We start from the raw sequence: 20,891 nt of genomic DNA on the forward strand, positions 1-20,891 counted from the left end.
GATGGTTAATCCCTACCAAAGTTATATAAAAACAGAGCTGGATTCTCTTCCTGTAGCAGGTATTATAGCAAAAGGTTATGACCGTATAATATTGGAGCTGAAAAGAGCGATAGAGAATATAGAAAAAGGAAACATTAAAGGAAAAATTGAAAACATTTCAAAAGCCCTTGATTTACTTACTACACTTCGTCTTGGACTTGACTTTGAAAAAGGTGGAGATATTGCAAGAAATTTAGAAGATATATACTCTTTTTGTGAAAGAGAAATACAGCTTGCCAACTTAAAAAACGATACAGAGAGATTAAAAAGTGTTATTAAGGTATTAGATACTCTTAAAAGTGGGTGGGAAGAATTAGCAGCCAAATCTTAAAAGAGCTTTTAGATAAGATAGATAGATTAGTGTTAGAAGCCCAAATCTCAGAAGAATCTTACTATCTCGAAGATTTAGGTAAGTTGGTAAATGAGATAGAAGGTTATCTACAAAACGGTTTATTAGATGAATCTTCTGCAAAGATTATATTAGAAAAAGTGCAGCTGATAAGCAATATAATTCAAGAAAAGTCAAACAAAATCATCAAAATCCTCGAAGATAAACAAAAAGAAGAAAAATTAATCCAGCAAGCTCAAAAACTCTTATCTGAAATAGTCTAAACTTTCTATGGTAAAATAATAAAAAATTCTTGTGGAGGATTATATTTGAATAAGTTAGAGCAGATTGTTGAAAGAATTTTGTGGGAATCAAGGTTGATGGTTGTATTTTCTGTTATAGCTTCAATTTTGGCTGCTTTTATATTAGTTATAATGGGAACTTACGACATTTTACTTATTTTCAAAGAACTTTTTCACGCTTTTTCAGATCAAGAGATTTATGAACAGTTTCATAAAGATGCAATTACCCATATAATAAGTGCGATAGATGCATATTTAATATCTACGGTTTTACTTATTTTTGGAATAGGGCTTTATGAACTTTTCGTAAGTAAAATTGACTATGCAGAAAAAGATACAAGGTCTTCTAAAATATTAATTGTACACTCTTTAGACCAGCTTAAAGACAAATTAGCTAAAGTGATAGTTATGGTTTTAATCGTTACATTTTTTAAACACGCAGTTAAATACAGTTATGAAGAAGTTTTAAACTTGCTATACCTTGGAATTGGAATATTTTTAATAGCACTGGCTATATATTTATTAGCTAAACCCCACGAAGCTCACAAAAATGAGGAGCATTAAAGATGAAAGACATAGTTGTTTTATTAACTTCTTTAACGTTAGTCTCTGGTATAAGTTGGTTTTTTTTCTCAAAAGATAAAAAGAAAGAAGAGGAAAATCAAGAATCAGGAGAATTAGAAAAGCTTGAAGTTAACATATCTGGAATGCATTGTGCTGGATGTGCAGCTGGAATAGAAGCCACTTTAAAAATGGTTAGTGGAATAAAGTATGCAGCTGTAAACTTTGCAACCTCTAAAGGAGAGTTTTTATACGACCCATCAAAGATAACAAAACAACAGATAATAGAAAAAATAAAAGAGTTAGGTTACGATGCATCAATTGATTTAGAAAGTTTTGAAAAAAAAAGTTAGAAGAAATTTCATCTCTTAGAAAAAGAGTTTTAATTTCCCTTTCTCTTTTTATAGTTGTAGTCCTATCAATGTTTTTCCATTTTTATTACTCAGATTATCTACAGTTTTTAACAGCTTCTATTATCCAGTTTTACGCTGGTTATGAGTTTTATAAGTCTTCTTTAAAGTCTTTAAAAAATAGAATAGCTGATATGAATCTCCTTGTCAGTATTGGAACCTTTTCAGCGTACTTTTACTCTGTAGCTGTTTTATTTTTCAAGGACTTTTTTCCAGTGGAGATGAGACATCTTTACTTTGAAGGGTCTTCTGCTGTTATTACATTTGTTTTAATTGGTAGATACTTAGAACTAAAAACAAGGCAAACAGCAACAGAGTTTATGAAAAAACTAATCTCTTTAAAACCAGATAAAGCAATAAAGTTGGTAGATGGAAAAGAAGAGGTTGTAGATGCAGTATCTATTAAAAAAGATGATATCGTAATAGTAAGACCGGGGGATAAGATACCTGTTGATGGAGTTGTGATAGAAGGGCAGACTGAAGTTGACCAATCCATCTTAACAGGAGAGTCAAAACTCTTGTATAAAAAAGAAGGAGATACAGTTTTAAGTGGAGGTATAAATAAATCCGGACTGATTAAGATAAAAGCTATAAAAGATGCAAAGGACAGTATTTTAAACCAAATTATAAAGCTACTTCTTGAGGCTCAGTCTAAAAAGCCTAAGATAGGAAAACTTGCAGATAAGATAACTGCTTACTTTGTTCCAGTTGTTTTAATTATATCAATTTTAGTTTTTGATGTATGGTATTTTTTAGGTTATCCACTGAATTTTTCTTTAACAGCTGCAATTTCTGTTTTGGTTATAGCCTGTCCCTGTGCCTTAGGACTTGCAACTCCTATAACAATTGTAAATGTTGTTGGAAGAGGTGCAAAAGAAGGACTTCTTTTTAAAGACCCTGAAGTTATAGAAAAGTCAGAAAAAATAGATTATGTGATTTTTGACAAAACAGGAACATTAACAGAAGGAAAGATGAAAGTAGAGGAGTATTTAGTTAAAGACTTTCTTTCTGTGTTTGTATCTTTGGAAAAAGGTATAAATCATCCTGTTGCCCAAAGCATTTTACAGATTCCATCTCAAGAGGTAGAGATTAAAGACAAACAGGTAATAGTTGGTAAAGGTGTTGTAGGGACTTACAAAGGTATTAAGGTTATCATGTGTAATAAAAAATTTTTAGATGAGCTTAATATTCCTTTAGAAAAAGAGTTTGAAGAGTTTTACCTAAAAAGTAAAGAAAAGGGAAATACAGTTATCTTTGGAGTTATAGATAGTAAAGTTTATGGAGTTTTTTCAATATCAGACAGTGTAAGACCAGAGAGTAAAGAAGTGATAAAAACGTTAAAAAACAAAGGCATAAAAGTTGTAATGCTTACAGGAGACAATCAAAAGGTTGCAGAAAAAGTAGCTAAAGAAGTAGGTATAGAAGAGTTTTACTATGACTTAACTCCCATCGATAAGTATAACTTTATAAAAGGTTTAAAAGAAAAAGGTTTTACGGTTGTGTTTGTAGGAGATGGAATCAACGACGCTCCATCTATGGTAGAGAGTGATATAGGAATTGCAGTTGAGACAGCTTCAGATTTAGCAAAAGAATCAGGAAGTATAGTACTTTTAAAAAGTGATTTAAGAGGAGTAGTAAAAGCTATAAACTTGTGTCAAAAAGGCTTAAAAACTATAAAACAAAACCTTTTTTGGGCTTACATCTACAACATTATAGGTATTCCTATAGCAGGTGGGCTACTTTATCCGTTTTTTGGTATTCTTTTAAATCCCATGTATGCGGGAATTGCAATGAGTTTTAGTTCTATAACTGTTGTTCTAAATGCTTTAAAGTTAAGGTACATCTCTATCTAATGATAAAAATCATTTTTGATATAGGTTTTTATATGTATATTCTTTGAAAAATTAAAGTGGAGGTAAGTTGCTTTGAATAAACCTGAAATTTTAGCGCCTGTAGGACATTATGAAGGACTTGCAGCTGTTATAAAAGCAGGAGCTGATGCTATATACATGGGTGTAGGAAAGTTAAATCAAAGAGCTTTAAAAAGTGAATTTGACATAAACGATGTAAAAGAGATAAGAAAGATAACACAAGACAAAGGAGTCAAACAGTACATAGTTTTAAACTCTATCGTGTTTGAAGATGACCTTCCTTGGGTAAACGAGACTTTAGACCAACTTAAAGAGATAGGTGTAGATGCTGTTATTGGTTGGGATATGGCTGTAATAACAGGCTCTATAAAAAGAGGTATTACTACCCACTTGTCTACTATGGCTTCTGTATCTAATACCCAAGCAGCTAAATTTTATGAAGAGTTGGGAGTAAAAAGAATCGTTCCTGCAAGAGAAGTAAAACTTCAAGGTTTACTGGAGCTGAAAGAAAAGACAAACCTTGAGATTGAAATATTCGTTCACGGTGCTATGTGTATGGCAGTTTCTGGAAGATGTTTTTTAAGCCACGATGTTTTTGAAACTTCTGGAAATAGAGGAGAGTGTTATCAGGTTTGTAGACATGAGTTTGAGGTAAAGATAACTTCAAAAAACACAGGAACAGACTTTATACTTGGGTCTGATTATGTACTCTCTGCAAGAGACCTTGTTACTCTTAACTTTGTAGATAAACTTATGTGGGCTGACAGCTGGAAGATAGAAGGAAGAAATAAAAACCCAGATTACGCATACCTTGTAACATATTCATATAGAGAAGCAAGGGATAGAATTTTAAACGGAGAGTGGAATACAAAAGGTTATCAAGATTTATGGGATCTTTTAGAGAGGGCATACCATAGACAGTGGGACAGTGGCTTTTACTTTGGACAAGGATTATTTGGTCTAAACCAATCTGTAGCCAAAGAAAAAAAAGTTTATGTAGGAGAAGTAATAAAGTACTATCCAAAAATAAGTGTTGCAGAGGTAAGGATAGTAAATAACCCTATGAAAATAGGAGATACAATACATATAGTGGGAAAAAATACAGGTGTAGTTAGACAAAAGGTAGAATCTATGCAGATAGATAGAAAGAACATCGAAGTAGCAGAGAGAGGAACTGTAGTAGGGTTAAAGACAGTTGAGAGAGTTAGGGAAGGTGATAAAGTTTACCTTATGGTTGAAGTTGAAAACCCTATAGAAGAGCACAAAAGAGAAGCTGCAAAAGTTTAATTTATGTACGGTGTTGGCTTACCAAAATAGTATCCCTGCAGATAGTCAACACCGAGTCTTTTTAAAGTTTCATACTCCTCTTTTTCTTCTACCATCTCTGCAAGGACTTTTATATTTTTGTGTCTTGCTATTTTTATAATACTTTCAATTATGACTTGATCGTCTACATCTTTATCTATATCACTAATTAGTGAACCGTCTAACTTTACAAGGTCTATAGGAAAATGTTTTAAGTATATAAAGTTGGAGTAACCTGCACCAAAATCATCTATTGCAAAATTAAAACCAAGGGTTTTTCCATACCTTATGTATTCCTTGAGGGTTGTTAAATCAGATAAGGCTTCCTCTTCAGTCACTTCTAAGAATATATTGTTAGGATTAACATCATTAGAATTTAAAAGTAATAAAAGATCATCTAAATTGCTTACTTTTTCAAAAAAAGTTTTAGACATGTTGAAAAAGATTAAAATATTTTTTTTATTTTTTTCAGATATGTATCTAATAGCTTTTTCTTGAACTATCTTATCAATCTTTTCTAAAACCCTATACCTAATTGCTTCTGGAATGAATTTATATGCCGGTAAATATTTATCTTCCTCTGGAATGTATATTCTTGCTAAAACTTCGTAACCAACTATTTCTAAAGTGTCTGACTTTACTATAGGTTGGAAAAATGGAACTATCCTGTCTTCTTTTATAGCCGATACTAATATATTTTTTGATTCAAATTCACTTGATATTAAACTTTCTATCTCATCTTTAGTTAAAAATTCGACCCTATTTTTACCTTCTTTTTTTGCTTTGTATAAACCAAGGTCTGCTGCTTTTAGTAAAAGTTGAGAGTCATAACCATGTAATTCCGTACTCGCTATTCCTATACTGACAGTAAAAGGAATTTTTGTATCATTTATTATAAATGAAGATTGTTCTATATTTTTTCTTATTTTTTCTGCTGCTTTTAGGGTTCCATCAAGTGAAGTCTCAGGCATTATTACTAAAAACTCTTCTCCACCGTATCTTCCGACTATATCAGTTAACCTTATAGAGTCCTTTAGAATATCAACAACATGTAAAAGTGCAAGATCTCCAACATCATGTCCAAAAGAATCATTTATAATTTTAAAATCATCAATATCTATCAGTGCAATAGATAAAGGCCTATTAAATCTTTTTGCTCTTAGAATTTCTTTTTCTAAATCCATCATTAGTTTTCTTCTATTTGGTATTTTTGTTAAAAAGTCTAAAGTGGCAAGGTTGTAAATGTTTATTTTATAAACAAAGTTTGACAAGATTACATCCAGATACTGCAAATCTTCTTCTTTCAATTTTTCTTTTGAAAATCCTATAAAAATTAAAGATAGATCATCATCAACCTCCTATTATAAATTTACCGTTATTTACATCTATGAAATTCTCCTTATTATTTAATTTTTCTATAACTTGGTTTACATCTATTAAAATTCCTTTTTTTTCTGCATTCTCTGAATAGAGAATATCATTTTTTGAAAATTTAGATACAGAAATTAAAACAGATCCTTCCATATTTAGTATTTTATCTATTCTGTTTAAAGTGTAATATGCAAATTTATTGAAATTGTTTGATATCGATATCATCTTCGTTACTGTTTCAAAAATAAGTTTAAACTTATGGTTAGACTTGACTATACTTTTTCTAAACTCTTCTAGGAGAGAAGATACCCTTGCAAGTTCATCACTTCCAAAATATTGTAAAGTAAACTTAAATTTTTCTAATCCTTTTTCATTTATTTCTTCTAACTGATATGTCAGAAATGTCAATGGAAATAGTATAAATTTTCTTACTACGAAAAAAGATAGTAATAAAATAGAAATAAAGCTTGAGGAGAAAATTATAGAATCTTTAAAAACATTACCTAAAGTTATTTTTAAAACAGTCTCATTTTTAATACATCCAACAAGGTAAAAATCAGAGTTATCATACTTTTTACCACTACAGATTTCATTGTTTGAAACTGTTTTTGATATGTAAAAGTCAGGATTATAAATAGATATTATACCTGCTTTAGACATTATTATATCGTAGAGCATTTTTTCATCAATACCTATCAAGTAAAAGCTTTCTCCAAATTTATAGGAATGGTATATAATTCCATTTTCGTAAAAGTATTTAAAAGGTTTATTTATCGGTTCATTAATCTCTTTAAAAACTTTTATGTTAGGGTCTGATTTTATCTCACTAATTAACTTATTTTTCAACATTTTTTCTATTTTTTCGGTAAAAATCTCTAATTTTTGTTGACTTAGATTTTGTCTTATTGTAGTTGCAAGGTCAATGTGTTTTTTTACATCTTTAAAGCTTTGTTGTATATGATAATACGATAGAATTCCGAATGAGATTATTGTAGAAATAGTGGACAAAGCTAAAAACATTAATGTTATTTTTGTTGCAAAAGACCTTACCTTTAAAACATTCTCTACAAAGTAATTTATTTTAAAGCAAATTTTACTTTCTTTAAATTTCATCTATTTTTTTATTCTTTACTCCTATAAAAGTTATACTTTAAATTTTTAAACCAAACTACAGCCTCTTCTTTTGTATTAAATGGCTTTGATTTTAAAGGCTGGGGGTAGTTAGTGTAAAAAAGCCAGTGGTATTTACCATTTTCTTCTATTAACTTTACTCCAGCTACATTATTTAAAAGTATATACATATTATCGTCAATTTCTTGAAACATTTTAGCTTTCCTCTTTCACCTGCTTTAATTCCCTTTGTTTTTTCATAAACCATTTTACAGATGATACAATTAGTATTATTAATGCTATGGTTCCGGCTATAAGTTTTGCTTTTTCCATCTCCATATTAAAAATCCTAAATATACTAAACCACATAAATACATAAGTTAGGTACAGACCGTATAGTAGTAAAGCAATCGAAAACGCTTCCCAGATAATTTTTCCTATCATTAAAACACCTCTTTAATTTAATTTATATGGTATATATTTTATTTCATTTTAAACAAAGAGGTTTTAGTAATGTTATTTTACGTTGTGTTTTTTTCTCTGTACGCTTTTATGCACTTATACTTTATTTATAAGCTGAAAAAAGCTTTTAATTTAAATGTTTTAACACTATACTTAGTATCTCCAACTTTTATATTCTCTCCTTTATTCTATAGAATGTATGACAGAGCTGGTTATGACCTTTATTACTTATCCTTTTTTATTTTAATGTGGATGGGTTTTATAATGCTATTTTTTATCTACTATATCTTAATTGATTTTTACCATGGTTTAATCAAAGCCTTTAATAAGGTTTTTGGTATAAATCCACTTCCATCTATAAGAAATAAGATTAGTTTTGTTTTTATCTTATTTTTAACAATTTCATCTTTAGTATACGGATACTATGAAACCTTGAATTTAAAGGTTTACAGATTTGTGATATACTCAGATAAAATTCCAAGAGACATTAAAATACTTCACATATCAGACCTTCATCTTAACCAAGTTATGAGAGAAGACAAAATCAAACTTGTTTTAGATGTCTACAACAAGGAAAAGCCTGATATTGTTATATCTACTGGAGACCTTGTAGATGGTAAAGTCTCTTACAGAAAGTCCTACGTAGAGCTCCTAAAAAATATGAACCCACCACTTGGTAAGTACGCCATACTTGGAAATCATGAGTACTATACGGATATAAACGACGCTGTAAAATTTCATCTCTTGTCAGGGTTTCAGCTCCTTAGAAATGAGACTACATCTATTGATAAAGTTAATGTTGCAATTATTGGTGTAGATGATATAGATGGTGTAAGGCTTGGGTACATAGCAGAATATCCGGAAAAGGACTTATTTAAAGGATTAGATAAAACAAAGTTTGTAATATTCCTTAAACATCAACCAAAGTTAGACAAAACTCTTGTTGGAGAGTTTGATTTAATGCTCTCAGGACATACTCACGGGGGAGTTTTATTTCCTGTTAGATACATTTTAAGAAAGATTTTTATAGCTGATTTTGGATTAGTCAATATCGGAAGTAGTTATATATTCGTAAGTAGAGGTGTTGGAACAGGAGGTCCTCCAATTAGAATAGGTTGTCCTCCTGATGTAGCTGTATTTGAGATTAAAAAGCTCCCGAGGTAATAGCCCCGGGAGAGGAGGTTAGTATCTGTATAAGTTTCAATACACAGTGAACACCTACCCCTTTAAAATAATTTCAACAAAAACAGGAGGTAGGTTATATGAAAGGTATTATAGGAACCCCCTATGTATATGACAACACTCTTTCCTAAAAAACTATCAAACAAGATTAAAGACATTCCTTTAACAAAAGAAGCCAAAAAAAGACTAAAATGGATACAGCACTACCAAGATACAAAAAATATATCCAAAACCTGCAGATACTTCGGAATATCAAGAACTACCTTCTATAAATGGTTTGAAAGATACAAAAAAGACGGACTTGAAGGACTTCTTGATAGACCTAAAACACCAAAAAACACAAGAAAACCAACTATAAGAAATCAGTACAGAGAACAAATAATAAAAGTCAGGAAACAAAACCCAACTTGGAGCAAAGAAAAAATATCGGCATATCTACAAGAAGAAAAAAACATAAAAGTATCACCATCTACAGTGTATAAAGTATTAAAAGAAGAAGGATTAATAGAGAGAACAAAATCAATTAAAATACAAAACAAAAGAAAAAAGAGTATAAAGAAGAAAAGGACAAAAAGAGGCTTGCAAGCACAAGCCCCAGGGGATGTAGTACAAATAGACGTAAAACACCTGAACATCGCAGGTGCAACATATTACCAATTCACAGCTATAGATAAGTATAGCAGATTTTGTTTTGCACGGGTATATGAAAGTAAAAATTCAAAGAAAACAAAAGAATTTTATATTGAGTTAAATGAGTATTTTGAATTTGAGATAAAGAGGGTACAAACAGATAACGGGAGTGAGTTTTTAGGGGAGTTTAACAAGTATTTAACGGATATAGGAGTGGAGCATTACTTTAGCTATCCAAGGAGTCCAAAGACTAATGGTGTTGTAGAAAGATTGATAAGGACAATAGAAGAGGAGTTATGGTTGATAGAGGGATTAGATTACACATTAGAGGAGATGAATAAGAAGTTAAGGAAGTATGTAAGGAAGTACAATTTTATAAGGCCACATCATTCTTTAGGATACAAAAGACCAGCAGACATTGTTTATGGAGTATGATAAAATTTTTAGGTGAAGGTGTTCACGATGTATAGAACTCATACAGAAACCTTTTGGCAAGAATTAATAGGTTTATCATACGATCCTAAAGATGATGTGTTTGAAGTTGCAGCTGAGAGACACGACCACTTAATACACAAACCAACAGAGATTTACGTTGAGGAAGAAAATGGGGACTTGAAAGCTGTTGAAGTTGTTCAGTGGGATGGTACAAAGAACATAATCTCATTTAAAGTAGAATAAAGTATAAGTAAGAGGGCTGTATGCCCTCTTTTAATCATCAAAAGAATAGTATTGTCTCTTTGCTTTCACAAATAAAAACTCGTCGGTAATGGGATTGTAAGCTGTAAGTTTATTACCTAAAACGCAGCCTGTATCTATTCCATAACAAAGATTGTTTATATAAGGTTCATCATAAACTACATGACCGTATATAATTTTTGGGCTGTCTGGTTTTAAATGCCTTTCTTTTGTCCAATCTAAACGTTCTGGAAAGCCTTTTTCTGTATATTTACCAGTAGTCTGTCCATATAAAACAAAACTCTTTACTTTTTCATCTGTTTTACCAATATACTCATCTTTTATTCCTGCATGACAGACTACTACATTTTGATTTATCACTATATAAAGAGGAAGATTTTCATAGTAAGATATAACTTCTTGACGTAATTTTTCTTTTTCTTCTTCAGAGAGTTTTAAAAACTCATCAACGGTTTTTTGCATTCCAAAAGATATTTTTACTTTATTTCCTTTTAAATATCTATAAAACTTATCAAGATGATTACTTTTAACTTCATAAAATCTATTTTCTTTTTGTAGCTGCATACAGTAGTTGAGTGTTTTTAGATTGTAATCTCCTCTGTCTATTGTATCACCAACAGAGAAAATAATTAAATCTTTACCATATTTTTCTTCAGCTATATTGACAAGTTCAAAAAATTCATCAAAACATCCATGTACATCTCCAACTACTATGTATGGTTTATCTATGTTTAAATTTAAATAAAACTCTCTCACTTAAAGTACCTGTAAAAATGATTTCTTACTCTTTCTTTTGTTTCTTTTAATGTATTCCAAAAAGTCTTTGTGTCTAACTCAAATGTATCTGCAATTCTACCTGTTATAGTATCATCTTTTGTAAGTTTAGATGTTGATAAACCTTTAACTAATCTAAGTCTTGTTTCTATCTCCCTTAAAAATATGTAATCGTCTACTACGTCAGGATCAAAATCTAACAAACCTTCTAATATACCTGTCCTTCTATCTTTGTTTTCAAGGTAAAAAAGTTGAACCATAAACTCTATATCTGCTATTCCACCTTTCCCAAGTTTTATGTCTAACATACTTTCTGTTTCTTTTGTTATTCCTTCTAACTTTAATCTCATATCTAAAACTTCTTCTTTAAAAGCTTTGTCTACTTTTTTACTAAATAGAAATTCTTTTATAAGGCTTTCAAACTCGTTTTTTACATCTTCATCACCGGCTATAAATCTTGATTTTGTCCATGCTAAAACTTCCCATACCCTTGCTTCTTTTGAAAAGTACTTTCTGTAAAAATCCATAGTTGGTGATAACTCTCCAGCCTTTCCGTAAGGTCTTAACCTAAGGTCTATCTGGTACAACTGTCCTTCTTTTGTGTATTTTGTTAAATCTTGAACTATCTTTTGAGGTATTTTTAAATACTTTAATTTTGACTCTTCATCTTTAAAGACAAATATCAGGTCTAAGTCTGAGCCTATATTCATCTCTTTACTTCCAAGTTTTCCAAGCCCAAAAATGGCAAATCCGCTACCTTCGTTTAGAGTATAGAGCTGTTTTATTATAAAGTCTGCAAGGTTTGTAATTATGTTGTTTAGCTTTTTTAATCTTGCTACAGGGCTGTTTAGTTTTATTCGTGCAAAGTAATCTAACGCTCCTAAAACTTCCACAATTTTTTTAAGTTTTTTAAGTTTTTCTATAGGGTCTTCTATATTGAGTATAGACAGTTCTTTTAAAAAGTCTTTTTCATTTACAAGGGGTCTACCTGAAGAAAATGCTAAATCTATAATCTCTGTATCTTTTGAAATTATGTTTGTTATATAGTCTGATGTTCTTCCGATTTGTAAGATAAAGTCTATCAGTTTTGATTTGTTTTCTAAGGCAGTCAAAAATATTCTGTAGATGTTTCCTTCTACAAAAAGTTTATTTAAATTAATGATAAATTCTTCTTTATCTGGAGAGTCTTTAATTTCTTTTTCAAGTTTTGAAATGTAATCAAAAAGTAGGTTTTTTTCTTTCTCAGATAGTAGTAGATACTCTGGGTTGTTAAATATCTCTAAAATAACGTTTAATGCCCACTTTCCATCTTTAAAACCAAGTTGTTTTAAGTACTCTACTGCTTCTTCTTCATTTTGTTTTGTCATTATGTAAGATTGTAAAGGTGTGTAGTGTTTTTCTTCTTTTCCTGCTATTTTATCAAATATTGATTTAACGTTTTTTCTGTGATTGTTAAAAACGCTTAAAAACTCTTGAGTGTCTGAAAAACCCAGTTTGTCAGCATACTCATCTGCATTTTTTAAGTTGAAAATTTGAGTTTGAGTACAGTTTTTAAGCTGTATCACGTGTTCTAAATTTCTTAAGAAAATGTAAGCAGATTCCAATTTATCAGCATCTTCTTCTGGTAAAATTCCATGTTCTTTTAACTTTCTTATTGCTTTAACAGTTTCTCTTTCTCTTAAATCAGGGTTTTGTCCTCCATGTAGGAGCTGAAATATCTGGGTTATAAACTCTATCTCTCTTATTCCACCTTCACATTTTTTTATATCTATCTCATCAGCTTTTTTAGATTTTGCAGATTCTTCTATAAGTTTCTTCATATTGAAAATTTCATCTATTAAATCTTTACTTAGACTTTTTCTGTAAACAAAAGGTGTTATTATAGATAAAAACTCCTTTGATACATTTTCATCTCCAGCTGCATGCCTTGCTTTTATTAACATATGTCTTTCCCAAGTTCTACCTACTGACCAGTAGTAGCTTTCTATAAACGGAATACTGTAAGCAAGTAGTCCTTTCTTTCCTTCAGGGCGAAGGTCTAAATCTACGTTCCAAGTCATACCTTCAAAGTTTCTCTTTGTAAGGTAGATATTTACATCTGTAAAGACTTTAATAAAAAATTCCCTGTTTGATATTCCTTTTTCTGTCTTTCCTTCTCCTGAGTATATATACATCACATCAACATCAGAGTAGTAGTTTAAATCAGTTCCTCCATGTTTACCAAGTGCTATTACAGACCCGCTTGCAACCTTCCCTGTAGCTTCATCTACAGGCTGTCCATACTTTTGTAAATGTTTCTTGTAAGCCCTTCTGTATGCTACTTCAAAGCAAGCATCGGCAAGGTAAGAGTACTCTTCTGTAAGTTTTATAAGATGATGCTTTTTGTATATATCTTTTGCTACTATTCTACTAAAGTGTTTCATTTTAAAGTAAGTAAGTTTTGGGATAAAGTCCTCATCTTTTTCAACATTTAAAAGTGTAATAGCCTCTTGAATCAATTTATCTCTACCAAGTAGTGGCTGGTTTAAATTTTCTTCTATGTAAAAAAGTTCTTCAGGATGCCTAAATAAAAAATCTGATATACAGGAAGAAAAGTAGGCTAGTTTACTAAGAAGTTGCTTTTGGCTGAGATTTAGACTGTCTAAAAAATCTTTTTTTAATGTTTCAAACTTAAACAAATTACTCATATTTTTACTCCACTTTGTGATATATAATATTTTATAACTTTTTTCGGGGGTTTAATGGTTATATATGGACAGTGATGTTATAAAGTATAGATTAAAACTCATTGTTTTAACAATTATATTATTATCCGTTCTATCATCATGTGAAAAGAAAAAAGAAAAAGACGTTTACGAAAGACTTCAAGAAAGAGTAGAAGGTGTAATAAAAGATACAACCCCCTCTATCGTTACAATATTCACAAAGCCTAAACAAAATCAACAAATCTTATTTAAAGATTTTGAGGACGAGTCTGTAGGTTCTGGATTTGTTTTTAAAAAAACTCAAACTTATATATACATTGCAACAAATGCCCACGTTATAGAAAAAGCTAACCAAGTTTTTGTAAGGTTTTATAACGATAGGGTAATGAAAGCTGAAATTGTAGGGATTGATAATCCTACAGACATAGCAGTCTTAAGGTTAAAGTTAAACCATTTAAATAAAAATGTAAAAACTTTGCAGTTTGAGAATATTGAAAATGTAAGACCCGGTATGTTTGTATTAGCAGCTGGTAGCCCTTACAACTTAGGACATACTTACACATTTGGTATAGTATCAGCTTTAGACAGAGAAGTAGGTATATCTGAGATTGAAGGGTACATTCAGACAGATGCAGCGATAAACCCGGGGGACTCAGGAGGACCTTTACTAAACTTAGATGGAAAAGTGGTAGGTATGAATATAGCAACTGTTCAGTCGGGACAAGGACTTGGGTTTGCTATACCTTCTGATGTTGTAAATGATGTTGTAAATCAGCTTATAAAGTACGGTAAAGTCTCAAGGGGATACATAGGAATAACGATAGCAGACTTATCAGAAGAGTTAAAAGAAAAGATGGACATTGATCAAGGTGTAATAGTCTTAAAAGTAAAGAAAAAAAGCCCAGCTGACGAATCTGGAATAAAAGAAGGAGATATAATAACAAAATTTAACGGAAACTTAATAAGAAATTCAAAAGATTTTAAGAAGATGTTTAGAAGAGTTAAACCCGGAGATATGATAGAGTTTGAAGTAATATCTAATAAGAATGTAAAGACTATTACTGTTGTAGCTCAAGAGAAAAGTTAGTAATTGACAACTATCACAAAAAATATTAACATAAGGTTATTCTATACGATGGATAAAGATGAGAAAATTTAACTATGAAGAAGGCGTTGAATATTACATAAGATCAATATATAAAATCCCTCTTTTAACACCTGAGCAAGAAAAAGAAATCCTTGAGAAAATAAAGTTAGGGGATAAAGAGGCCTTCCAAAAGTTAATTCTTTCAAACTTAAGGTTTGTGATAAACATAGCAAAAAGATATGCAGGCTATGGAATACCTCTACAGGATTTAATCTCAGCAGGAAACATAGGTTTAATAGAAGCTGCCAAAAGGTTTGACCCTTCTAAAGGTGTAAAGTTTATATCTTACGCTATATGGTGGATAAAACAGTCAATTATAAACACCCTAAGCCAAGAAGGAGATATAATAAGAAAACCTACTAAAATCCAGAGTTTATTTCAAAAAATTAGTAATGCTTACTTCTATCTAAAAGATTCTCTAAACAGAGAGCCAAGTGTTGATGAAATTCATTCTTTTCTTTTAAGAGAAGGTTTAGAAGTAGAAAAAGATACAATTGAAAATTATCTTTTTTTCAACCAACATTTTATCAGTTTAGATGAACCTATTTTAAGTCAAGATGAAGATATTCATCTATCAGACACCATATCTAATTCAGGAACGGAAGATATAGAAAGGAAGTTAATAGATGAAGATATTTTAAAATTTATTGACGAGCTGTTAGATACACTATCTCCAAGAGAAAAACAGATATTGATACATAGGTTTGGCTTATACGGTGAAGAGCCTAAGACATTAAAAGAAGTGGGAAATATAGTAGGTATATCAAGGGAAAGAGTAAGACAGATAGAGATAAGACTTTTAAAGAAGTTGAGAAAGTTAGCCACAAAAAGAAAAATAGAGGACTTAATCAGATAAATTATATATCTCCTCTATTCAACAAAATCACCACTCAACTCTTCAAATTCTTTTATCTCCTCTCCATACTTTAAAACCGCAAAAATTACCCAAATATATCTTTCATAGCCTTAATAAATTCGTCGTTTTCTTCTTTTTTACCGATGGATACTCTTATACAGTTTTCCATTTTAGGTAGATGAGACATATTCCGTGTAAGGACACCTCTTTTAATCAGTTCTTGGTGGGTTTTGTTTGCGTCGGGAGTTTTCATTAAGAAAAAGTTAGCATCTGAAGGGTAAACCTTTACAGCTGATATTTTGGAGACCTCATTTATAACTCTTTCTCTTTCTCGTTTTACATTTTCTATCTGATTTTTCAACTCTTGTCTTCCTTGTGTTAAAACTACTTTACCTATAACTTGTGTAGGGTAGGTAATGTTAAAAGGAAGTCTTGCCTTATCTATGGCAGCTGCTACTTCCTTTTTCCCTATCATGTAGCCAAGTCTTATAGAAGCAAGTCCTACTTTAGACATAGTCCTTAAAACTACCACATTTTCATACTCAAGAGCCTGTTTCAAGAAATTTTCTTTATCAGAAAAGTGTATGTAAGCCTCATCTATAACGGTAAATATGCCCTTTTCAATTACCTTCATAATTAAGTTTTTGTCAAAGCTGTTTCCTGTTGGATTGTTTGGAGATGCAAAAAATGCGATATGAGGATTTTGTTTCAAACCTTCTTCTATACTCTCTTCTGTAAGCTGGAAGTTGTCATCTAAAAAAAACTCTGCCTTTGGTCTTCCTACAACATCACTTGAGACTTGGTACATAGGAAATGTAGGAACTGGATACATCACTGGATTTTTTAAATCTCCTATAACTGTTATCAAAAGGTGTATAATTTCATCTGACCCATTTCCTAAAACAAGATTCTCAGGAGATACTTCTACTCCTTCCTCAGAAGATATAAAGTCAGATAGAGCCTCTTTTAACTCTTTTGCGTGGGGGTCTGGATACCTTTGAAAGTTTATTTTAACAATCTCTTCTTTTATTCTTTCTTTTAGTTCATCTGATAAATCAAAGGGACTTTCGTTTGAAGATAGCTTTACTTTACAAGGTGTAGTCTCAGTTTTGTATGCTTTTAAGTTTTCCAGTCTCTTTAGATACATCTTTTACACTCCTGATAGTTGTTCTTTTTTTACCCTTGACCTAAGTAGATTCTCAACTTCTAATATTAAAGGAGCTGCAACGTATATTGAAGAGTAAGTTCCAAAGACTATACCTATTAAAAGAGCCAGTGCAAAACTGTTTAAAGATTCTCCACCAAAAAAGTAAAGTGCTAAAACTGAGAATAAAGATGTGCCAGAAGTTATTATAGTTCTTCCTAAGTTTTCATTTATACTTTTGTTTATTATAGTGCGTAAATTTTTCTTTCCTCTTTGTTTAATATTTTCTCTTATTCTGTCAAAAACTATTATCGTATCGTTTAAGGAGTATCCCAAAACAGTTAAAATAGCAGCGACAACTGTTAAGTCTATCTCTCTACCAATTAACGAAAAAAGTCCAAGAGTTATTATAGCGTCGTGAAAGAGAGGTATAACTGCTGCAATAGCAAATAAAGGTTCATACCTGTATCCTACAAAAAGAAGTATTCCTAAGAAAACAAATGCAATAGAGTATATAGAGGCTCTTGCCATCTCACTACCTACTAAAGCATCTATAAACTCAATCTTTCTTATCTCGTACTGACCTTTATACTTTCCATCAAGAGCTTTCTTTATATTTTCTACTACCATAGAAGAACTTCCTTTTTTTGTAGAGACTCTTATCTCTATCTCTTTCTTTTCTGTTCCAACTTCTTGAATTAAAGCGTCGTCAAGTTTTACTTCTTTTAAAAGTGGTCTTATATCTGATATCTTTACAGGTTGATTAAACTTTACCTGTACAGAAGTTCCACCTGTAAAGTCAAGTCCTAAGTTAAACCCTTTTGTAAAAAATAAAAAAAGACTGATAACAAGTAGTGAAAATGAGATTAAGTAGCCAATTTTTCTAATTTTAAGAAAATCTATATTCGGTGCTTCAACTAAAAAGTTTCTCATCTTTTTATCTCCTTATATAGCGTACTTTAGGTATTTTTTACCACCGATCGTAAAGTCAAGCATCATCTTAGTTAAAAATACAGCTGTAAACAGGTTTATAAATGTACCTATTGATAACGTTGCAGCAAACCCTTTTAAAGGTGCATTTCCAAACTCTAAAAGTGCAAGAGCAGCTATTATAACTGTTACGTGGGAATCAAATATAGCTTGGAAACCCTTTTTGAAACCTTCTTCTAACGAAACTCTAAGGGTTTTTCCCTGATGGAGTTCCTCTTTTATCCTTTCAAATATTACAACGTTTCCGTCAACACCCATACCAATGTTTAAAATAATTCCAGCAATACCAGGTAATGTTAATGTAATATCAAATAAAAGCATAGCAACCCACAGTAGCATTAAGTTAAATACTAAAGCAATCACAGCTACAAAACCTGATAAAGCGTACCTGTAGATCATAAAAAGACCAACTAAGGTAAATGAAACTATACCTGCCATTAATGTTTTATCTATAGATTCTTTTCCTAATGTGGGACCTATAACACTTTCTTCTACTATACTGACAGGCGCAGGTAAAGCTCCTGCTCTTAAGATTACAGCAAGGTCATTTGCTTCCTCTGTTGAAAATCTTCCAGTTATCTGTCCTGAAGACGTTATTCTTGACCTTATAACAGGAGCTGACATTACTTTACCGTCAAGGACTATAGCAAGTCTTTTACCTATCATCTTTTGAGTTGCTTCTCCAAAAATCTCAGCTCCTTCCGAAGTTAGTTCAAAGTTAACTGCAGGGTTTCCTCCTTGATCTAATGCAGTCCTTGCATCTTTTAACATTGCTCCAGTTATTACCGGAGTCTTTTTAACTAAAAACCACTCTTTTACTGTTTGACCGTTAACAACCTCTTCCTGACCTTCTAAAAGTTCCAAATCATCTGGTATACCATTTGGATACTTTTTAAGGAGTTCCTCCTTTGAATAGGCAGAATCTACAACTTCTTTTAACTCAAGTTGAGCAGTTTTTCCTATTATAGCTTTTGCCCTTTCTATATCTATTACTCCGGGTATTTCCACTAATATCCTATCTTTTCCTTTTTGAGCTATGTTAGCGGATAACGTACCAAACTGGTCTATCCTGTTTCTTAAAGTCTCTACAGCTTGTTTCATTGTTTGGGTTTTTATTCTATTTAATTCCCAATCTGTAAATCTAACTGTTATACTGTCTTGCGAGCTTTCAACTACAAGTTGTGGAAACTCTTTTTTTAAGACTTCTACTGCTTTATCTATTTTTGTAGGGTCTAAAAGGATAAGCTTTAAAGTATCATTTTCTAATTTTGAGCTTAAAAGTTCTATATTATTTTCTTTAAATTTTTTTTCTATATCTTTTGCCACGTTTAAGTACTGGTCTTTTATAACTTTGTCTATATCAACTTTAAGAGTAATACTTATTCCTCCTTGTAGGTCTAAACCAAGTTTAGGTGTTTTAGTCATCATAACATAAATAGATCCAACTAAAACTAAAAAGATTACCAACAGTTTTATTTTCGCATCAACTTTCAAGCCCATTCTCCTATTTTTTGATGATTTATTATTCTATCATAGATAGAGTTTTACCCGTAAAGTAAACTATAGTCAAGACTATAGACATTATTAAAAGATGTTCAAAAACAGCTTTATATGGATTTTCGCCTCTTTCAATGGCAATTTTGAAACTATAAATAGAGACTAAAAATATCCCCCCAGATTATACTTATTAAAATTGCTAAATTTAAATTAAATAACAAGACCGGTACAATAAAGCTAACTGTAATTATGAACTTTGATAAAAAGGTAAATAAGGTTGCAATCCATATATGTTTTGATGATTTTGTTGTGTCTGATTCTTCAGACAAATGCATTCCTAAAGCGTCAGATACTGAATCTGCTATTGCTATAGAAAGTATTCCACTTATAACCACATATTTACTTTCCGTTGTAGTATATAAGCCTATTATCATTCCAAGTGTTGTTATTACACCAGACGTTAATCCAAAACCAAAACCCTTAAAGATTGCTAATTTCAAAGTTTTCTCCAAAATGCTATAATACATAATTATAACAAATTTTACGGAGTTGTAATGGAACGCGTTTTTGTTGTTGACAATTCTATATTACAAAACTCTCTTACAAAAATAAGAGATAAAGATTTAAAACCATCTTTAGTAAGAAAACATTTATCTATTATTGGAAAAGTTTTACTAATAGAAGCTCTAAAAAATGAAGATATTAAATTAAAACGGATAGAAACTTGGTTTACAATGGATAATTTTCCCGTTATAAACGAAGATGATTATGTAATAGTCCCAATCTTGAGAGCAGGACTGCCTATGATGGAAGGTTGTTTAGAAGTATTAGAAGATGCAAAAGTCGGCTTTCTTGCTATTAAGAGAAATGAAGAAACTTTAGAAAGTAAAGTTTTCTATGAAAGACTCCCAGAGTTGGAAAATAAGACAGTTATCATAACCGATCCAATGGTAGCAACGGGAGGATCCCTTATAAAAGCTATAGAAATAATAAAATCAAAAAATCCAAAAAAGATAATATCCCTTAACGTGATAGCATCAAAAGAAGGATTAGAAAGAGTATCCAAATTTAAAGATGTTTTTTTTTACATAGGAGCTGTAGATCCTATACTTAACGATAAAGGTTATATAGTTCCCGGAATAGGAGACGCAGGGGATAGGTGTTTTAATACATTATGATTATAAACATATTCTAAATTCTTTATATATTTGCATTTTTTAAAATAAAATTTATAATTAAAATTAATAAAAAAATTAGGAGGTGTGTATCATGGAAATGTATGTTCTGTTTCTAATTCTTTTTACTTTAGGTATGGTTGCTTATGTTGTTTACTTTGTTAAAAAATCAAAAGAGGAATTAGCTGGAAAAGTTGAAGAAATCTCATGTAAGATTGATCCCCTTGTTCAGAAGATAAGTGGTGAAAAGTATGTATGTAAAGATGACGCTATAGAATTTCAAACTGAAGAGAAAAAATAAAAATAAAGTTTATTAATCCTACCATTGAAAGGTTT

At 31.0% G+C, this 20,891-nt stretch carries 23 protein-coding genes; 13 read left to right on the top strand and 10 right to left on the bottom strand.

Features of this window, described 5'->3' with window-relative positions; translation table 11 throughout:
- Position 1: 1 nt before the first annotated feature.
- From fliS to SULAZ_RS05460, 6 genes are all read left to right on the top strand, one after another.
- Positions 2-370 carry a flagellar export chaperone FliS gene (gene fliS / locus SULAZ_RS05435; RefSeq protein WP_012675003.1) on the top strand — a complete coding sequence of 123 codons (369 nt, stop codon included), beginning with the start codon at positions 2-4 and terminating at the stop codon, positions 368-370.
- Positions 343-651: a hypothetical protein gene (locus SULAZ_RS05440; protein WP_012674076.1), complete on the top strand. Its 309-nt coding sequence runs from the start codon at positions 343-345 to the stop codon at positions 649-651. Before fliS ends, SULAZ_RS05440 begins: the two co-directional genes overlap by 28 nt.
- 45 nt (positions 652-696) lie before the next feature.
- The gene (locus SULAZ_RS05445) at positions 697-1,233 is read left to right on the top strand and encodes a YqhA family protein (protein ID WP_012673926.1); all 537 of its coding nucleotides are present in this window, start codon (positions 697-699) and stop codon (positions 1,231-1,233) included.
- A 2-nt stretch (positions 1,234-1,235) separates the two neighbouring features.
- Positions 1,236-1,583: a cation transporter gene (locus SULAZ_RS05450; RefSeq protein WP_012674827.1), complete on the top strand. Its 348-nt coding sequence runs from the start codon at positions 1,236-1,238 to the stop codon at positions 1,581-1,583.
- A 68-nt stretch (positions 1,584-1,651) separates the two neighbouring features.
- Positions 1,652-3,493, top strand: a complete 1,842-nt coding sequence (locus SULAZ_RS05455; RefSeq protein ID WP_012675103.1) for a copper-translocating P-type ATPase — start codon at positions 1,652-1,654, stop codon at positions 3,491-3,493.
- 72 nt (positions 3,494-3,565) lie between these two features.
- Positions 3,566-4,798 carry a peptidase U32 family protein gene (locus SULAZ_RS05460; protein WP_012674480.1) on the top strand — a complete coding sequence of 411 codons (1,233 nt, stop codon included), beginning with the start codon at positions 3,566-3,568 and terminating at the stop codon, positions 4,796-4,798.
- Here the strand turns inward: SULAZ_RS05460 and SULAZ_RS08720 are convergent.
- Genes SULAZ_RS08720 through SULAZ_RS05480 form a run of 4 tightly spaced genes read right to left on the bottom strand, consistent with a single transcriptional unit; the run spans position 4,795 to position 7,741 of the window.
- On the bottom strand, positions 4,795-6,123 hold the full coding sequence (locus SULAZ_RS08720; protein ID WP_012673905.1) for a putative bifunctional diguanylate cyclase/phosphodiesterase: 1,329 nt from the start codon (positions 6,121-6,123) through the stop codon (positions 4,795-4,797). The two genes, SULAZ_RS05460 and SULAZ_RS08720, sit on opposite strands and share 4 nt — an antisense overlap.
- 43 nt (positions 6,124-6,166) lie before the next feature.
- On the bottom strand, positions 6,167-7,300 hold the full coding sequence (locus tag SULAZ_RS05470; protein ID WP_012674124.1) for a hypothetical protein: 1,134 nt from the start codon (positions 7,298-7,300) through the stop codon (positions 6,167-6,169).
- Between the two features lie 8 nt (positions 7,301-7,308).
- Positions 7,309-7,512, bottom strand: a complete 204-nt coding sequence (locus SULAZ_RS05475) for a hypothetical protein (protein WP_012673636.1) — start codon at positions 7,510-7,512, stop codon at positions 7,309-7,311.
- Between the two features lies 1 nt (position 7,513).
- Positions 7,514-7,741, bottom strand: a complete 228-nt coding sequence (locus tag SULAZ_RS05480; protein WP_041675858.1) for a hypothetical protein — start codon at positions 7,739-7,741, stop codon at positions 7,514-7,516.
- A gap of 69 nt (positions 7,742-7,810) precedes the next feature.
- Here SULAZ_RS05480 and SULAZ_RS05485 point away from each other — a divergent pair, with 69 nt between their 5' ends.
- The 3 genes from SULAZ_RS05485 to SULAZ_RS05495 all read left to right on the top strand — a co-directional run bounded on the left by SULAZ_RS05485 (position 7,811) and on the right by SULAZ_RS05495 (position 10,249).
- Entirely contained in the window at positions 7,811-8,923 is a 1,113-nt protein-coding gene (locus SULAZ_RS05485) for a metallophosphoesterase (protein WP_012673721.1), read from the top strand.
- Between the two features lie 129 nt (positions 8,924-9,052).
- Complete coding sequence (locus SULAZ_RS05490; protein ID WP_187145710.1) at positions 9,053-10,006, top strand: IS481 family transposase; 954 nt, start codon at positions 9,053-9,055, stop codon at positions 10,004-10,006.
- A gap of 27 nt (positions 10,007-10,033) precedes the next feature.
- Entirely contained in the window at positions 10,034-10,249 is a 216-nt protein-coding gene (locus tag SULAZ_RS05495; protein WP_012674087.1) for a DUF5335 family protein, read from the top strand.
- Positions 10,250-10,279: 30 nt separating this feature from the next.
- On the opposite strand, the gene SULAZ_RS05500 is transcribed toward SULAZ_RS05495, so the two are convergent.
- The gene (locus SULAZ_RS05500) at positions 10,280-11,023 is read right to left on the bottom strand and encodes a metallophosphoesterase (RefSeq protein ID WP_012674221.1); all 744 of its coding nucleotides are present in this window, start codon (positions 11,021-11,023) and stop codon (positions 10,280-10,282) included.
- Positions 11,020-13,728, bottom strand: coding sequence for a bifunctional [glutamate--ammonia ligase]-adenylyl-L-tyrosine phosphorylase/[glutamate--ammonia-ligase] adenylyltransferase (gene glnE, locus SULAZ_RS05505; RefSeq protein WP_012675053.1), 2,709 nt, complete (start codon positions 13,726-13,728; stop codon positions 11,020-11,022). The genes SULAZ_RS05500 and glnE overlap by 4 nt, the downstream gene beginning before the upstream one ends.
- A 64-nt stretch (positions 13,729-13,792) precedes the next feature.
- On the opposite strand from glnE, the gene SULAZ_RS05510 reads away from it, so the two are divergent.
- Together SULAZ_RS05510 and SULAZ_RS05515 are read left to right on the top strand one after the other, a co-directional pair.
- Positions 13,793-14,833: a S1C family serine protease gene (locus tag SULAZ_RS05510; RefSeq protein ID WP_012673912.1), complete on the top strand. Its 1,041-nt coding sequence runs from the start codon at positions 13,793-13,795 to the stop codon at positions 14,831-14,833.
- 58 nt (positions 14,834-14,891) lie between these two features.
- Positions 14,892-15,749: a sigma-70 family RNA polymerase sigma factor gene (locus SULAZ_RS05515; protein WP_012674395.1), complete on the top strand. Its 858-nt coding sequence runs from the start codon at positions 14,892-14,894 to the stop codon at positions 15,747-15,749.
- 85 nt (positions 15,750-15,834) lie between these two features.
- Here SULAZ_RS05515 and hisC read toward each other — a convergent pair whose 3' ends face one another.
- From hisC to SULAZ_RS05535, 4 genes are all read right to left on the bottom strand, one after another.
- Entirely contained in the window at positions 15,835-16,896 is a 1,062-nt protein-coding gene (hisC, locus tag SULAZ_RS05520; protein WP_012674173.1) for a histidinol-phosphate transaminase, read from the bottom strand.
- 3 nt (positions 16,897-16,899) lie between these two features.
- A complete protein-coding gene (gene secF, locus SULAZ_RS05525) occupies positions 16,900-17,826 on the bottom strand; it encodes a protein translocase subunit SecF (RefSeq protein ID WP_012674644.1) in 927 nt (308 codons plus the stop codon).
- 12 nt (positions 17,827-17,838) lie between these two features.
- Positions 17,839-19,383 carry a protein translocase subunit SecD gene (secD, locus tag SULAZ_RS05530; RefSeq protein ID WP_041675861.1) on the bottom strand — a complete coding sequence of 515 codons (1,545 nt, stop codon included), beginning with the start codon at positions 19,381-19,383 and terminating at the stop codon, positions 17,839-17,841.
- 146 nt (positions 19,384-19,529) lie between these two features.
- Positions 19,530-19,880 carry a hypothetical protein gene (locus SULAZ_RS05535; RefSeq protein ID WP_012673884.1) on the bottom strand — a complete coding sequence of 117 codons (351 nt, stop codon included), beginning with the start codon at positions 19,878-19,880 and terminating at the stop codon, positions 19,530-19,532.
- 54 nt (positions 19,881-19,934) lie between these two features.
- Here SULAZ_RS05535 and upp point away from each other — a divergent pair, with 54 nt between their 5' ends.
- Positions 19,935-20,558 carry a uracil phosphoribosyltransferase gene (upp, locus tag SULAZ_RS05540; RefSeq protein WP_012674865.1) on the top strand — a complete coding sequence of 208 codons (624 nt, stop codon included), beginning with the start codon at positions 19,935-19,937 and terminating at the stop codon, positions 20,556-20,558.
- A gap of 91 nt (positions 20,559-20,649) precedes the next feature.
- Positions 20,650-20,856 (top strand): DUF3149 domain-containing protein, encoded by a 207-nt coding sequence (locus tag SULAZ_RS05545; protein WP_012673874.1) that lies wholly within the window; start codon positions 20,650-20,652, stop codon positions 20,854-20,856.
- Positions 20,857-20,891: the final 35 nt, after the last annotated feature.

Source organism: Sulfurihydrogenibium azorense Az-Fu1 (assembly GCF_000021545.1).
Lineage (GTDB): Bacteria > Aquificota > Aquificia > Aquificales > Hydrogenothermaceae > Sulfurihydrogenibium > Sulfurihydrogenibium azorense.